We start from the raw sequence: 13,441 nt of genomic DNA, 5'->3' as shown, positions 1-13,441 counted from the left end.
GGCTGCGGTTCGACATGACGGTCTTCGTCCGCAACGTGTACGGCAACGACGGCGACGCCATCGACAACCCCAACAACCTGGGCGGCGCGGGGTGGAGCCTGCTGGCGTGGATCAACGACGAGATCGACCGCCGGCAGCCCTGGAAGATCACCGTCGCCGAAGACCTGCAGGTGAACGCCGCCATCACGCGGGACACCAGCCAGGGCGGCGCCGGAATGGACACGCAGTGGGACGCCCGCTTCCTGCACCCCGTTCGCGCGGTTCTGCGGGCGGCGAACGACGGCGACCGCGACATGGAGGCGATCCGTACGGCGATCGAGGGGAGGTACTACAACGGCGACGCGCTGGAACGGATGCTCTACACCGAGTCGCACGACGAGGTCGCGACCAGCAACGGCAAGCGGCGGCTGGTGGAAGACATCGACCCCGGGCACGCGGACAGTTGGTTCGCCAGGAAGCGCTCCACCCTGGGCGCGGCGCTCGTGTTCACGAGCCCGGGCATCCCCATGATCTTCCAGGGGCAGGAGATCCTGGAATCGATTCCGTTCGGTGACCAGAACCGGATCGACTGGGACAAGTACGACCGGTTTCGCGGGATCCACGACCTGTACCGCGACCTGATCCGCCTGCGCCGGAACTGGTTCGGCCACACGCGCGGCCTGCGTGGGCAGGGGGTGAACGTGTTCCACGCGGGGAGCGACAAGGTGGTCGCGTTTCACCGCTGGGACCAGGGTGGGGCGGGGGACGACGTGGTCGTCGTGCTCAACTTCGCGAACCGCGGGCACCCGGGATACCGGATCGGCTTTCCCCGTGCCGGCCAGTGGCGGGTGCGCTTCAACAGCGACTGGAGCGGGTACAGTCCGGATTACGGGAATCACGAAAGCTACGATACACACGCCGAGGCGGGCTCCTGGCAGGAGATGCCCTTTTCGGGGAACGTGGGCATCGGTCCCTACTCGGCCATCATCCTGTCCCAGTAAGCCGGCCAGGACGCATGATCGAGCCTTCGGGGCCTCACGTCCGATGCGCGCGCTGGGCCAGTTGTACGTGCGGGGCGACGGCCAGGGTGAGTTGACGGCGGGCTGCCGCGTGGCTACTCGTCAGGTGGGGTTCTCTTCCACACGATGTCGACTCAGGGGATACCGGACAGATGAAGCTGTATACGCACCTGAACTTCGGGGGAAACTGCGAGGAGGCGTTCCGCTTTTACGAGGAGCACCTCGATGGGCGGATCACGGCGATGATCAGGGTGCGCGACCTGCCCGCCCACGTTCCCGGCCCGCCGGGCTCGCGTGACGCGGTGATCCACGCGCGCCTGAGCGTCGCCGGCGTGGAGCTCATCGGGAACGACGTGCCGCCCGAGCACTTCCAGCCCGTGCGCAGCTCCTACCTGTACCTCTCGCTCGATTCCATCGAACTCGCGGAGCGCGCCTACGCGGCGCTCGCGGAGGGCGGACAGGTCAGCATGCCCCTGGGCGAGACGTTCTTCGCTCCACGATTCGCGCAGCTCCGCGACCGGTTCGGCACCCTGTGGACCATCCTCTACCCGCGCCCGGCGTGACGGTGAGCCCATCCTTCAGAAACAGGGGTGCGTGATGGCCAAGCACCGGATCTTCACGACGAGCGTCGCGAGCGTCTATCCCCACTACGTTGCGAAGGCGGAGAAGAAAGGGCGCACGAAATCGGAGGTCGACGAAATCATCCGCTGGCTCACCGGGTACGGCCAGGAGGAGCTGGAGGGGCGGCTGGGCAACCGGACGGACTTCGAAACGTTCTTCGCGGAGGCTCCGCGGATGAATCCTTCGCGGGCCCTGATCAAGGGCGTGGTTTGCGGTGTCCGCGTAGAAGACATCGAAGAGCCCACCATGCGCGAGATCCGCTACCTCGACAAGCTCATCGACGAACTGGCGAAGGGCAAAGCGATGGAGAAGATCCTGCGGAACCCGTAGCCGGCGCACGTTCGCCGGCGTCAGCGCAGCTCCAGCCGCATGAGCACCCGCGGGAAGCCGTTGAGCACGGACGAGGTGTCGGCCACCTTCCGGAACCCCGCCTTCTCGAACAAGCCCCGCGTGCCGACGTACGCCATCGTGAGGTCTACCTTCGCGCCTTCGTTGTCGACCGGGTATCCCTCGATGGCGGCCGCCCCCTGTGACCGCGCGAACTCGACCGCGCCCTGCAGCAGGGGATGGGAGATCCCGCGCCCCCGGTGCCCCGGACGCACGCGGATGCACCAGACCGCCCACACGTCGCCATCCGTGCCGCCGACATGCGGGATCGTGCGGCTGTTCGCGAACGTCGTCTCGCGGCGCGGCGCGACCGCCGCCCACCCCACCACCTCTTCGCCGTCGTAGGCCAGGACCCCGATGGGCCCCTGCTCCATGAGCGCGGCCACCCGCTCGCCGCGCGCCGGGCCCTTGAGCGCGACGTTCTCCTTCGACGGGATGCGGTAGCTGAGGCACCAGCAGACGTTCGCGTCCGGCCGCTTGGGGCCCACCATCGTCGCGACGTCTTCGAACACGGTCGCCGGCCGAACCACGATCGCCATGAGTCCTCAGAAAGAATGAGGGTTGGAATGAAGCCCCTGCGGGAGATACGCTGCCTCGCCATTATGATCGACGAGATGGCAAAGGGCAAAGCGAAGGAGAAGATCGAGCGGAACCGGTAGCCGCGTACGGGCACGTATCTTCCGGCCGCGCCGGTCGCATGCCCTGAGCGAACCCGGCCGTGCCGCCCCTCACAACGAACACCGAGCCACCGTCGATGCCGAACACCCCGAACGTCTCCGGCCTCCTCACGCGCAGGGAGATGCTGGCTGCGCTTGCATCCGTCGCCGCGCTGCCGCTCATTGGCGCCTGCGGCGGCGCCCGCACGGCCCCGCCGGCGGCCCCGGGCGCCCCGGGCGACGCCGACCGGACCGCCATCGCGCTTCTCGACCGCATCGGCGGCGACCTCCTGAACCTGTTCCCCGAGCTGGCGACCTCCCTGGGCCTGGACGTCGGCGCGCGGGCAGGGCTCCGGTCCCGGCTCGGCGACCGCTCCGCGGCGGGGCAGGAGCGGATCGCCGCGCAGCTGCGCGCGGACCTCGGCGCGCTCGCGGCCGTCGACGCCGGCCGCCTGTCGCACCCCGTGCGCACCAGCGTGGAAGTCGTCCGCAGCGCCTACACCACGGCGCTCGAGGGATTCGCGCTCCCCTACGGCGACATCACCGTGGGCGGCTGGCGCAACACGCCGTACGTCGTCATCCAGAACGTCGGCGCCTACCTGGACGTTCCGCGCTTTCTGGACAGCGACCACCGTGTAGAGAACGCCGCCGACGCCGAGGCGTACCTGGCGCGGCTGCAGTCGTACGCACGGCAGCTGGACGGCGAGCTCGAGCGCGTGCGGGAGGCGCGCGCGATCGGCATGGTCCCGCCGGCCTTTCTGATCGACAAGGCGCTCACGCAGATGCGCCTGTCCGCGCAGGGCGCGCGCGACGGGGGAATGCTCGTGGAGTCGCTGGAGCGGCGGACGCGCAGCATCGCGGGCGACTGGGCCGGACGCGCACGGCGGATCGCCGCGCAGGAGGTCGCCCCGGCGCTCGACCGGCAGATCCGCGAACTGGAGGCGCAGCGCGCCGTCGCCACCAACGAAGCGGGCATCTCCGCGCGGCCGCACGGCGAGGAGTTCTACCGCTGGGCCCTCAAGGCGTCGACGACGACCACGATGTCGCCCGACGAGGTGCACGAGCTCGGCCGGACGGAGCTGGCGCGGCTGCACGCGCGCATGGACACCATCCTGAAGGACGCCGGCTACACGCGGGGCAGCGTGGGCGAGCGGATGAAGGCCCTGGCCAACGATCCGCGCTACCAGTTCGCGGAGGGCGACGCGGGGCGCGCCGAGATCATGCGGTTCATCCAGGACCGGCTGGCGTGGATCCGCGCGCAGATGCCCCGGGCGTTCAACACGGTCGTGGATCCGAACATGGAGGTGAAGCGCCTGCCGCCCGAGGAGGAGCCGGGCGCGCCGGCGGCGTACGGCGGTGCCGGGTCGGTGGACGGGGCGATCCCCGGCCGCTTCTGGATCAACCTGCGCACCACCGACCTGCACAGCAGATACAGCCTGGCGGACCTGGCCTTCCACGAGGCGATCCCCGGCCACATCTGGCAGGGCGAGTACACGCACGACATGCCGCTGGTCCGCCAGATGCTGGCCTTCAATGCCTACTCCGAGGGGTGGGCGCTCTACGCCGAGCAGCTCGCCGACGAGCTGGGCGCCTATGACCAGGATCCCGTCGGCCGGCTGGGCTACCTGCAGTCCATCGCCTTCCGGGCCTGCCGGCTGGTGGTGGATACCGGCCTGCACGCCAAGGGGTGGACGCGCGAGCAGGGGGTGCAGTTCTTCGTGGAGGTGAACGGGTCCAACCCGCTGGAGGTGGCCAGCGAGGTGGATCGCTATTGCTCGTGGCCGGGGCAGGCGTGCGGCTACAAGGTGGGGCACAGCGAGATCAACCGGCAGCGCGAGCGTGCGCAGGCCGCGCTCGGCGCGCGGTTCGACCTCAAGGCCTTCAACGACGCCCTGGTGCTGGGCGGCAACGTGCCGCTCGACGTGCTCGCCAAGAACGTGGACGAGTATCTGCGGCGGTAGAAGTCGGCGATCGTCGAACGGCTTGCACATCCCGAGGAGCAAGCCCGCGCGAAGCACGGAGAAACGAGAGATTTGATACGCGAACGCCAGCCGGCCGAGCTCTTCTGCACCGCCATCTCCGACGGATCGGACCCGCCGGAGATGGCGGTGTCGCGTCCGCGGGTTCCCTGGCTTCCGTGAGCGGCGCCGCCCGCACGCCGAACGCGGAGCGGCCGCGCGCGCAGCTTCCCGAAAAGGACGTGCTGACGGTGCGCTGGCTGGCCATCCTGGCGTCGGTGGCGGTGGTCGGGTTCGGGTACGTGTACCGCGTGGTGCTGCCGGAGGCGCACGACCCGTGGATCTACCGCTTCGTCGTCGCCGGGGTGTGCCTGCTGGTGGCGGGGATGTCGTTCCTCCCCGGGCGGCCCGGGTTCATCCCCGCCGTCTACACGCTCTTCGGCGTCATCACGGCGTGGGTGGTGGTGCTGCTGGGGATGAACGAGTTCGCGCCGGAGTACGCGCTGGGGCTGGTGGTCATTGCCGCCATCATCAGCGCCGTCCTTCGCAGCACCCGCGCGCTGGCGGTCTACGGCGCGGCGACCCTGGCGGGCGTGGCACTGGTGGCGGCGCGCATCCCCGAGCCGCGGGTGAGCCCGCAGCTCTTCGGCAGCTACCTGGTGGTCATCCTGGTGCTGTTCTACATCGTCGTCCGCAACCGGCTGCGGGCCGAGCGCGAGATCGCCGCCAGCGAGGAGCGCTACGCCCTGGCCGCGCAGGGGGCGCACGACGGCCTGTGGGACTGGGACCTGCGCCGCGGCGTGCTGTACCTGTCCCCGCGGTGGAAGGAGATCGTGGGGTGCGAGGACGGGGAGATCGGCAGCGACCCGGCGGGGTGGTTCGACCGCATCCATCCCGACGACCGCGCGCGGGTGGACGCCGACCTCTTTCGCCGCGGCCAGGGAGCCGGCGCCCTGTTCGAGAGCGAGCACCGGGTGCGGCACAGCGACGGCGGCTGGCGCTGGGTGCTGGTGCGCGGGGTGTGGGTAACGGACTCGCGCGGCGCCATCGTGCGGATGGCGGGGTCGCAGACGGACATCAGCCAGCGCAAGCACTTCGAGGAGCAGCTGCTGCACGACGCCCTGCACGACTCGCTGACGGGGCTCCCCAACCGCGCGCTCTTCCTGGACCGGCTGGAGCGGGCCATCGCCCACACGCACCGCCACCCGGAGCGCCAGTTCGCCGTCATCTTCCTGGACCTGGACCGCTTCAAGGTGATCAACGACCGCGTGGGCCACCTGGCGGCCGACCAGGTGCTGCAGGCGATCGCCGAGCGGCTGCTGCGCTGCCTGCGCGCGGGCGACAGCGTGGCCCGGCTGGGCGGCGACGAGTTCGCGCTGCTGCTGGAAGACGTCGACAACCCCGCCGTGGTCGCGCAGCGGGTGCAGCACGAGCTGCAGGCGCCCTTCGAGGTGGCCGGCCAGCAGCTGGGGGTGACGGCCAGCTTGGGCATCGCCATCAGCTCCACCGGCTTTTCGCGCCCCGTGGACGTGCTGCGCGACGCCGACGCGGCCATGTACCGCGCCAAGGCGCGCGGCCGCGCGCGGGTGGAGATCGCCGACGCGGAACTGCACGCGCACTCGCTGTCGCAGCTGGAGCTGGAAAGCCAGTTGCGCGAGGCGGTGGAGAACGGGGAGCTGCGGCTGCACTTTCAGCCCATCGTGGTGATGGAGACGCGCGAGCTGGTGGGGTTCGAGGCGCTTCTGCGCTGGCAGCACCCCGGCCGCGGGCTGATCGGGCCCGAGGAGTTCATTCCGCTGGCCGAGCAGACGGGGATGATCATGCCCGTGGGGCGCTGGGCCCTGCGCGACGGGTGCCGGCAGATGCGGGAGTGGCGCGGCGCCTTTCCCGAGGCGCACCGGCTGTGGTTGAGCGTGAACCTGAGCAGCCGGCAGTTCCTGCACCCGCAGCTGGTGCAGGAGATCCACGCCGTGCTGGCGGAGACCGGCTTTCCGCCCGACCGGCTGCGGCTGGAGATCACGGAAAGCGTGATCATGGACGACCCTGCCACCGTCACCCGGGTGCTGCAGCGGCTGCGCGAGTCGGGGATCCGGGTGGCGCTGGACGACTTCGGGACGGGGTACTCGTCGCTGGCCTACCTGCACCGGCTGCCGCTGGACACGCTCAAGATCGACCGCTCATTCGTGCACCAGATGCACACCGACCCCGCCCTGCAGGCGGTGATCCAGACGGTGATCTCGCTCAGCGACTCGCTGCGGCTGGACACCGTGGCCGAGGGGGTGGAGACCGACGAGGACGCCCGCGCGCTGCACCGCATGGGCTGCCGCCTGGGCCAGGGCTTTCTCTTCTCCCGCCCCCTCGCCCCCGCCGACGCCGGCCACATTCTCGCCGCCCTCCCCGCCGTCCTCGCCGCCCCGCAGCCGCCTCGGTGAACGCCGGGTTCGTCATCAGCCCGTCGGTGATGTCGTTCAGGGCGTGTACCCGGAGCGGCGATTTGAGAAAAGGTTGACACCTTCCGATACGTTCGTTAGCCTGGGATGTCGCCATACGGCCGTCTCCCCCTCCTGCGAAGGCAAAATGCCTGCAGCACTCCTCAATCCCGAAATGATTCAGGTCGCCTCGACGGTCATTCAGTGGGCGCGGGAGTTTTTGGCAACGGAAAACCCCGCGATGAAGAGACCGGTTGGAAGCAAGGTGGTATGCCCGTTCGTCGGGCCATCCCTGGACAACAACTCCTTCTATCTTTCTCTTCACCCCGAAATCTCGGGAAAAGACGCGGGACAGATCGAAAGCCTCGTTCTGGAACACATCAGGACCTTCAAAAAGCTCGGTCCCTTTGCGCCGGGGGACTGCATGCGGAAGTCCCTGCTGCTCGTCTTTCCCTCCCTTCCAGACAACCAGGGCCGGGTACTGGACATCGTGCATGAGAGTGTGAAATCCCTGTTCGTCGAAAACGGCTTGATGATCGGCCAGTTCCACAAACACTGCAACGAAACAAGCATATACAACCGCGGATTCATGGTTTCTCAATCGCCGGTCGCACTGATCGCAATTCGGCACATGGCCGTCCACGACATATTGTTCGTCAAGAGCTCGCGAGAGTGGTTCAACGCGTATAATCTGCACTTTGGTGAGAAGTTCAACCGCCCGGAGAAGATCGAAGATTACAACCGTCATTTGATCGATCATTACTTCGAAGCAAAGGACAGGTGGAGTAAATGAAGTATATCATCGACCCGGAGGTGTTCCGCGAAGTGCCGGACTTCGTTCGCGGCATAGTAGTGATCCGGAACCTGGATCATTCCGGTCAGCACGAACCCTTGGGATCTCTATTCAGGAAAGAGATGTACCAAGCCGCGGAAGATGGTGGCAGGACAACGACGGATCGCCGAATCACTGCCTGGGAGGAAACGTACAAGACGTTTCCTTTGCCGCGTGGCGAGCGGATACATCCCGGTCATGGCACCCTGCTCAAAAGACTCAAGAAGGGCGACGCCGGGCGCATCCCCTTCATTTCCCCCCTGGTCGCCATTTCCAACATGATCGCGGTAAAGTACATGATGCCCTGCGGGGTCTTTGACACCGGCCGTGTCATAGGCGATCTGACGTTGACGGCTGCCACGGGCGAAGAGAGCTTCCTTCCATTTGGCAAAGACACGCCGACGAGTGTGGTTCCAGGTGAGGTGATTCTACTGGATTCCGGTCGAAACACGGTCGTTTGCCGGGCGTGGAACAGTCGTGGCGGACAAACCACCGCTGTTTCCGCAGACACGAAGAACGCCATCATCGACATCGATTGTTTGTCACACATCGTAGGCCATGATGTTCTGGATGAAGCCCTTTCCGAAGCGGTGTCTCTGGTCAGCCAGTTCTGCGGCGGTCTGGTCCGTGTGGAGCGCCTTTCTTCTGACAATCGCCAGATCGCAATCTGACGCTCGCTGCGCGTTGCGGCGCGTCCTGTCCGCGCGGTGGCGTCATCTGTTCCCATGATGCTTGACGGGAATGGTGCGGCACGTTATCCATGTGGGGGGGTGGCCGTTCATCCCGAGGGACGCCCCGCGGGCTCCGTGTCCTGCCGCGATCCGCGCGGGTGCGCCTCCGCAAACGTCTGTCCCCGCCCCCGGCGAGCGCCGCTCGTACCCCTACCCAGCCTGAGACGATCGAGCCGATGAGTGTCGCCACTGAGTCCGTACCGGTTCTCGCGATTGCTCCCGCCGAAAACACCGGGATCGTCTTTCCGCCCGCCATGGAGGCGCGCTTCCGGCCCGGGCTCGTGGCCGTGTACGACGAGATGCTCGCCCGCGAGGACGTGATCGCGCTTCTCTGCTTCGGCTCGGCGCCGCGAGGCGAGGCCAAGCCCAAGTCCGACCTGGACGTCTGCGCCCTTACGCACGGCACCGAGTACTGGAAGCGGAGCCGCGTGGTGAACGGTGTGGAGGTGCAGCTGCAGGTGGGGCCGCTGCAACACTGGCGGGGGGATATCGAAAAAGGAAACCCCGCCATGACCGAGGCGTTCGCCACGGGCGAGATGCTGTTCGACCGGACGGGCGAGGCCACGGCGCTCAAGCGCGACTCCGAGGAGCGCTTCCGGGCGGGGCCGCCGGAGCTCGGCCCCCTGCGCATCGAGCGGCTGCGCTACATGCTCACCAACATCCTGGTCGACCTGGAAGACATGACCGAGGACAGTCTGGAGGCACGCGTGCTTGCCGGCTTCCTGGTGCTGGAGGCGTTGCGCTTCTGGTGCGCTGCCCAGCGGTTCTGGTCGCAACGCAAGCCGACCGTCATGGTGCGCCAGCTGCAGGGCCGCGACGCTTCGCTCGCCGCGAAGCTCGAGAGCTTTTACGCGTCGACCTCGCCCGCACAGGCCGTCGCGTTCACGGACGCGGTGCTGGAGGGGGTGGGCGGCCGCCTGTACGAGCTTTCCACGAACCCCGAACCCATCCCAGGCTGACGGTTCGTTTCCGCACGAGAGCCCCCGATGCGCACCCGCGCCTCGGGGGCTCGTCGCATTCGGCTGGGGCGCCACGTTCTCGAGACGTTCCGCGCGTACGGGATCAGACGCTGTCCGCCGAGGCAGAGTCGGGGCCACTGACCCCCCGTCGGCGTTCGTGCCCCTGCGGAACCAGTAGCCCAGGTGCCCTGCCGCGCCCGCTCAGGGTTGCTGGTCGCCCGGTCCCGCTTCTCGCCGCAGGTAGGCCTTGCGGAGCTCGGGCGGAAACTTCTCGATGGCGTAACGGAGCATCGTCCGCGGCATCGTGCGATGGTGCCGGCGGAGGAACGCCTCTTCCGCGGCGCGGTCGCGGTTGCCCACCTCGCGAAGCATCCAGCCGACGGCCTTGTGGATCAGGTCGTGCGCGTCATCCACCAGCATCTCCGCGATCTTCAGCGTGGTGTCGAAGTCGTCGCGGCGGATGAAGTGCTGCGTGGCGAGGATGGCGATCCGCCGCTCCCATAGCGACTCGGACCGCGCCAGCTTCTCCAGCGCGGTGCGATCACCCGCCTGCAGGTGCGCGCCGACCACCTGCGGCGCGGACGAATCCACCAGGTCCCAGTTGTTGATGTACCTCGTGTTTGCCAGGTACAGCCGGTAGATGGCCTCCCGCGCGGCCTCGTCGCCGCGGGGGTAGGCATCCGCGAGCAGGAGGCAGGCGAGCAGCCGCGCCTCGTGCCACGGGGAGCGCAGCAGCTCCGCCGTGCGCTCCAGCGGCAGCCCGCGGTACTCGCGCACCAGCCCGCGCAGCACGGGCACCCGAATGCCGAGAAACCGGTCGCCCTCGGCGTACTCGCCCGGCCCCGTGCGGAAGTAGCCCGCGACGAACCGCGCGTGCTCCGGGTTGCCCAGCGCCTGGAGGCGCGCGAGGATGTCGTCCGCAGAGGCGGTCGGCTCGGGGGGCATGCGCTTCGTCACCGGACGGCGCCTACTGGAATTGGGCGCGGAACGCGTCCAGATCGGCCCGCAGAGCCGCGACCTCGGCACGAAGCTCGTCCACGGTACGCTCCAGCGCCCCGACCCGATCGTCCCCCGGATCGGCCCGGCGGGTGGGGAGGGTCCCTTCTTCCGCCTCCGCGGACGCGTCGGGCTGCGCCGGCTCGCCGCCCAGCAGGTGTGCGTAGCGGACCTCCTTCTGTCCCGGGCGGCGGGCGAGCCGCGCGACGAGCGGCTCCGGCTCCCGCGTGATCAGCGATTCCAGCAAGTTCTCCAGGTCGGCGAGGTCGGCGAACGGATGCAGCCGCTCGGTGCGCGCGTACAGTTCGCCCGGCGTCTGCGGTCCGCGCAGCATGAGCACGCCCAGCACGGCGAGTTCGGGCCGTACCAGCCTCAGCTCTTCGTCCAGCCGGTGCTCGAACTTGGTCACCCGCGAACCTGCCCGCTGGATCTGCCGCAGAAGCCCGCGGCGGCGGAGCGCGACCGTCGCCGGGACCAGCGCGTCCTCGTCCAGCCGCATCACCGGCTCGCGGTTGGTCGTCTGGTTGCACGCCGCCAGGAGCGCGTTCAGGGAAAGCGGGTAGTTGTCCGGCGTCGTGACCTCCTTCTCCAGGAGCGAGCCGAGGATACGCACTTCTACCTCTGTCAGCGGGGGATTCACGGCGGGGTCTCCTCTGTCCGAAATCGTCCGGGAACGCACGAGGCGCAGGGTGACGCTCTCTGCGCGCCCTCCAGCCTTCAGCAGCGGTGCCCGGGATTGCGGGGATCGTGCCCGGCGGGGGGCGCGCGTCACACCGCCACTCATTCGAGGACCCGCGGCGCGGCAGCGCTGCGCAGGAACGGAAGACGGGCCCCCTCGCATTGCTGCGAGAGGGCCCGTCCGCCGTCGGTTGGATCCGCGCCCTGTGCGCGTCAGGCCGGGCAGTAGAAGTACGTGCCGTCCGAGCTCGTCCCGCTCCAGCTGTCCGTGACCGTCACTGAGATGGTGCGCCATCCCCAGTACGGGACGCAGGTGATGTCGCCGCCGCTCACGCCGTCGGCATCGTACTGCTCCTGAAACGGCCACGACCAGTCGAAGCTGTACTCTCCGCTGCCCCCCGATGCCGTGGCCTCGCACGTCTGGCCGTCGATGTTGCACGACATGGTGACCGAAAGCGGCGTGACGAATTGGCTCGCTCGTGCCGTTTCCGGCGCGGCGGGTGCCGAACTCGCGGTGGCGGCGAGCGCCGCGACCAATCCCGCGACCATTCCGAGCGTACGGTAGCGCATGGAGACCTTTTCCGGCTGGGGAGGAAGGGAGGGGCACGCACGCGGCACGGGCGGGCATCGAGGGGAGGCAGTCCTCGTGTGCACCGCATCCGCAAGAACGTGCCGGTAATGTGAGTGTACATGTCGAGGGTCGCTGTGCGCAAGGTGCTGGCGGCAGGACCCTGGACCCACCGCGTGCGCCTCCGTGGACGGTGCACGATGTTTGCATCAGGTTCGTGCAGGTGGTGCTAGAATGCCGACGCTACCCCCGGCCTCCTTCCGGGCACGGCTGATGAACTGCCTGATCAGCTCCTTCATCCTTGTACGCGGAACGCCCCGGTGAAAGCCGGGGCGTTCTGCGGCTGGGCGTCCGCGTCGCAGTCCCCTCGCCGGGACAGGCTCCAGGGTCGGTCCCGCCCGGCGAGACGCGGCCGGCTTCCCCGGTCCCCGAGTGGCCCCGTACGCGCGCCGTGCACTTGCTCGCGCGCACCCGGCTGGTTTATCTTGTTCGCCTGGACGGCCCGCCCTCCGGGGCGATACGCCGGGGCGCCCGGCGCCCCTGCCGCCCTCCCGGGTTTTCATCTGGCGGGCTCGGCCTCTCCACGGGGGCCGTGCGCCGCCTCTGTGTTCATCCGCCGAATGTCCTGGCGCTGCCCTCCGGCAGTACCCACGAAGACGGGGTCAATGGAAGGCTTTGAAAGCGTGACGTCCCGCCTTCGCGAAGAGCCGCGCCGTTGGCTCGTCACCGGGTGCGCCGGGTTCATCGGCTCCAACCTGGTCGAGCAGCTGCTGGCGCTGGGACAGCACGTGGTGGGCCTCGACAACTTCGCCACGGGGCATCGCCGCAACCTCGACGACGTCCGCCGCATCGTGGGCGAAGAGGCCTGGGCGCGCTTCCGCTTCGTGGAAGGCGACATCCGCTCGCTCGAAGCCTGCCGCGAGGCGTGCGCGGGGGTGGAGGTGGTGCTGCATCAGGCGGCACTCGGTTCCGTCCCCCTGTCGGTGGACGACCCCCTGACCGCCAACCAGGTCAACGTAAACGGTTTCCTGCACATGCTGGTGGCCGCGCGTGACGCGGGAGTCCGCCGGTTCGTCTATGCGGCGTCGAGCGCCGCCTACGGAGACGACCCGCAGCCGGCCAAGGTCGAAGACTCCGTCGGCCGGCCGCTTTCGCCCTACGCCGTCAGCAAGTACGTCAACGAGCTGTACGCGGGCGTCTTCGAGCGCACCTACGGCCTGGCCACGGTGGGGCTGCGGTACTTCAACGTCTTCGGCCCCCGGCAGGACCCGGAGGGGGCGTACGCCGCCGTGATCCCCCGCTGGGTAGGCGAGCTGCTCTCCGGCCGGCGCTGCGTGATCCTGGGCGACGGCGAAACCAGCCGCGACTTCTGCTACGTAGACGACGTGGTGCAGGCCAACCTGCTGGCCGCCTTCGCCACGGGTGAAGGGGTCACGGGCGAAGTGTTCAACGTGGCCTTCGGCGAGCGCACCACGCTCAACCAGCTGTTCGGCATGATCCGGGACGGCCTGGTGCCGTACCGCCCCGAGCTGGCGGGCGCCCGCCCCGAGTACGGCGACTTCCGGCCCGGCGACATCCGCCACTCCCAGGCCGACATCTCCAGGGCCCGCACGCGGCTGGGGTACCGG

General features: G+C 68.7%; 13 protein-coding genes. 9 read left to right on the top strand and 4 right to left on the bottom strand.

Going from position 1 to position 13,441, the window contains the following annotated elements; all coding sequences use genetic code 11:
- From VIB55_RS22860 to VIB55_RS22850, 3 genes are all read left to right on the top strand, one after another.
- Window positions 1-980: alpha amylase C-terminal domain-containing protein (locus tag VIB55_RS22860; RefSeq protein ID WP_331878990.1), on the top strand; the 980-nt coding region annotated here is incomplete at its 5' end.
- Between the two features lie 170 nt (window positions 981-1,150).
- Window positions 1,151-1,561 carry a VOC family protein gene (locus VIB55_RS22855; protein ID WP_331878989.1) on the top strand — a complete coding sequence of 137 codons (411 nt, stop codon included), beginning with the start codon at window positions 1,151-1,153 and terminating at the stop codon, window positions 1,559-1,561.
- A 34-nt stretch (window positions 1,562-1,595) separates the two neighbouring features.
- Window positions 1,596-1,949 carry a DUF2200 domain-containing protein gene (locus VIB55_RS22850; protein WP_331878988.1) on the top strand — a complete coding sequence of 118 codons (354 nt, stop codon included), beginning with the start codon at window positions 1,596-1,598 and terminating at the stop codon, window positions 1,947-1,949.
- Between the two features lie 20 nt (window positions 1,950-1,969).
- On the opposite strand, the gene VIB55_RS22845 is transcribed toward VIB55_RS22850, so the two are convergent.
- Complete coding sequence (locus VIB55_RS22845; protein WP_331878987.1) at window positions 1,970-2,545, bottom strand: GNAT family N-acetyltransferase; 576 nt, start codon at window positions 2,543-2,545, stop codon at window positions 1,970-1,972.
- A 215-nt stretch (window positions 2,546-2,760) separates the two neighbouring features.
- Between VIB55_RS22845 and VIB55_RS22840 the strand changes: the two genes are divergently transcribed.
- The 5 genes from VIB55_RS22840 (at window position 2,761) to VIB55_RS22820 (ending at window position 9,571) form a co-directional block, all read left to right on the top strand.
- Complete coding sequence (locus VIB55_RS22840; RefSeq protein WP_331878986.1) at window positions 2,761-4,623, top strand: DUF885 domain-containing protein; 1,863 nt, start codon at window positions 2,761-2,763, stop codon at window positions 4,621-4,623.
- A 176-nt stretch (window positions 4,624-4,799) separates the two neighbouring features.
- A complete protein-coding gene (locus VIB55_RS22835; RefSeq protein WP_331878985.1) occupies window positions 4,800-7,052 on the top strand; it encodes a putative bifunctional diguanylate cyclase/phosphodiesterase in 2,253 nt (750 codons plus the stop codon).
- Between the two features lie 145 nt (window positions 7,053-7,197).
- Entirely contained in the window at window positions 7,198-7,842 is a 645-nt protein-coding gene (locus VIB55_RS22830; RefSeq protein WP_331878984.1) for a DUF6875 domain-containing protein, read from the top strand.
- Window positions 7,839-8,552, top strand: a complete 714-nt coding sequence (locus VIB55_RS22825) for a B3/B4 domain-containing protein (RefSeq protein WP_331878983.1) — start codon at window positions 7,839-7,841, stop codon at window positions 8,550-8,552. The genes VIB55_RS22830 and VIB55_RS22825 overlap by 4 nt, the downstream gene beginning before the upstream one ends.
- Window positions 8,553-8,788: 236 nt before the next feature.
- Complete coding sequence (locus VIB55_RS22820) at window positions 8,789-9,571, top strand: nucleotidyltransferase domain-containing protein (RefSeq protein WP_331878982.1); 783 nt, start codon at window positions 8,789-8,791, stop codon at window positions 9,569-9,571.
- 201 nt (window positions 9,572-9,772) lie between these two features.
- Here the strand turns inward: VIB55_RS22820 and VIB55_RS22815 are convergent, their stop codons facing one another.
- From VIB55_RS22815 to VIB55_RS22805, 3 genes are all read right to left on the bottom strand, one after another.
- A complete protein-coding gene (locus VIB55_RS22815; protein WP_331878981.1) occupies window positions 9,773-10,528 on the bottom strand; it encodes a DNA alkylation repair protein in 756 nt (251 codons plus the stop codon).
- Window positions 10,529-10,538: 10 nt separating this feature from the next.
- On the bottom strand, window positions 10,539-11,207 hold the full coding sequence (locus tag VIB55_RS22810; RefSeq protein WP_331878980.1) for a YceH family protein: 669 nt from the start codon (window positions 11,205-11,207) through the stop codon (window positions 10,539-10,541).
- A gap of 251 nt (window positions 11,208-11,458) precedes the next feature.
- Window positions 11,459-11,815: a hypothetical protein gene (locus VIB55_RS22805; protein ID WP_331878979.1), complete on the bottom strand. Its 357-nt coding sequence runs from the start codon at window positions 11,813-11,815 to the stop codon at window positions 11,459-11,461.
- A 663-nt stretch (window positions 11,816-12,478) separates the two neighbouring features.
- On the opposite strand from VIB55_RS22805, the gene VIB55_RS22800 reads away from it, so the two are divergent.
- On the top strand, window positions 12,479-13,441 hold a 963-nt coding region (locus tag VIB55_RS22800; RefSeq protein ID WP_349263070.1), incomplete at its 3' end, for an SDR family oxidoreductase.

Origin of the sequence: Longimicrobium sp. (assembly GCF_036554565.1) — a bacterium.
In the GTDB taxonomy this organism is placed as follows: domain Bacteria; phylum Gemmatimonadota; class Gemmatimonadetes; order Longimicrobiales; family Longimicrobiaceae; genus Longimicrobium.
Note: the sequence above shows the minus strand (reverse complement) of the source record. Positions and strands in the feature narration are given on the sequence as shown.